Source organism: Sphingopyxis sp. UBA6723 (genome assembly GCF_002454115.1).
In the GTDB taxonomy this organism is placed as follows: domain Bacteria; phylum Pseudomonadota; class Alphaproteobacteria; order Sphingomonadales; family Sphingomonadaceae; genus Sphingopyxis.
On record NZ_DKIH01000002.1, the window covers coordinates 1,889 to 3,577 of the forward strand.

The window sequence follows — 1,689 nt, forward strand, 5'->3', positions numbered from 1 at the left end:
CACCTTGGTCGCGCTGGCCGGGAACGTATTGTCGGGGGTCGCGGTGGCGAGAATAATCAGCCCGATATCGGACGGTTCAAGCCCCGCCGCCGCCAATGCCTGCTGCGCCGCCGCAGCACCCAGCGTCGCGGTCGTCTCGTCGGGCTCGGCAATATGGCGAAAGCGGATGCCGGTGCGCTCGACGATCCATTCGTCGCTGGTGTCGACGCGCTCCGCCAGCTCGGCGTTTGACACGCGGGTGCGCGGCAGCGCCGACCCGGTGCCCGCCAGAATCGCGCGCAGGGTCATTCAGCCTGACCGCTGCGGAAATTCGCCAGATCGTCGGTCACCTGGCGCGTAATGTCCTTTTCGATCAGCTCGGCGCACAGGTGGACGCAATTGGCGACCCCCTTCGCGTCAGCGCTGCCATGGCTTTTGAGGACGACGCCGTTGAGGCCTAGGAACACCGCGCCATTATGGTTGTTGGGGTCGAGATGATGGCGGAGCAGCTCGGTCGCGGGCCGCGAGATCAGAAAGCCGATCTTCGAGCGCGTCGAGCTGGTGAAGGCGCGGCGCAGCAGGTCGGTGACGAAACGCGCCGTCCCCTCGATCGTCTTGAGCGCGATATTGCCCGAGAATCCGTCATGGACGATCACATCGACATCGCCGCGCGACAATTTGTCGCCCTCGATGAAGCCGGTGAACTCCATCGGCAGCCCCTTCGCGTCGCGCAGCATCGCCGCAGCATCGCGAATCTCGTCGGTGCCCTTCAGCTCTTCGGTGCCGATGTTGAGCAGCGCGNNGCGCGCATAGGCCGCGCCCATCACCGCAAATTGGGTGAGGTTGGTTGCGTCGCATTCGGTGTTGGCACCCAGGTCAAGCATGACGACATCGTTGTCGCCCAGCGTCGGCAGCAGCGCCGCGAGCGCAGGCCGGTCGATCCCCGGCATCGTGCGCAGCGCCAGCTTGGCCATCGCCATCAGCGCGCCGGTGTTGCCCGCGGACACGGCGCCGCCGGCATCGCCGCGCTTCACCGCGTCGATCGCCAGCCCCATCGAGGTGCTTTTCGCCTTGCGGATCGCCTGGCTCGGCTTGTCCTCGCCCGTCACCACGCCGTCGGTGTGGATGATGTCCGACGCCGCGCGCAGATTGGGGTGGTTTTCGAGCGCCGCCTTGATCTGCACCTCGTCGCCGACGAGGATGAAGCGCAGGCCGTCATGCTTGTGGCGCGCCATGGCGGCGCCGGCGAGCATCATGCGCACGCCGACGTCACCGCCCATCGCATCAATCGCGATTCGCGGTGTCAGTGCCATGTATTTGCGCTCCGGCTAGGGGTCAGGCGCCGACCGACACCACTTCGCGGCCATTATAATGGCCACAGGCGCTGCACAGGTTGTGCGGGCGCTTCAGTTCGCCGCAATTGGGGCATTCCTGAAAGGCTTCAACCTTCAGGCTGTCGTGGCTGCGACGCATACCGCGCTTCGAGGGCGAGGTTTTTCGCTTGGGAACGGCCATGTTATTTCCTGCATTCTCAATAGTGTGTCACGAATCGGCTACCCGGATTTGTCACCCCCGTTGCCGGAAATGACTGGCCCGCCCGCCGTGCGAAACGCTGTTCCTGCCGCATATTGGCCTGAAAATCGTCCGCCGAAGGGTGCCTCAACGCCAGAAGGTGTCGGGTGCCGGATCGGGCGGGGCTATAGCGTTTTT

At 65.0% G+C, this 1,689-nt stretch carries 2 protein-coding genes and 1 pseudogene; all 3 read right to left on the bottom strand.

From position 1 onward, the window contains the following. A pseudogene (locus tag B4F07_RS00300) lies at positions 1-288 on the bottom strand (3-oxoacyl-ACP synthase); the annotation flags it as partial. Beyond that, a complete protein-coding gene (gene plsX / locus B4F07_RS00305) occupies positions 285-1,292 on the bottom strand; it encodes a phosphate acyltransferase PlsX (protein ID WP_293704325.1) in 1,008 nt (335 codons plus the stop codon). The pseudogene B4F07_RS00300 and the gene plsX, both read right to left, overlap by 4 nt. A gap of 22 nt (positions 1,293-1,314) precedes the next feature. Then, positions 1,315-1,494, bottom strand: a complete 180-nt coding sequence (rpmF, locus tag B4F07_RS00310) for a 50S ribosomal protein L32 (protein WP_088439508.1) — start codon at positions 1,492-1,494, stop codon at positions 1,315-1,317. Positions 1,495-1,689: the final 195 nt, after the last annotated feature.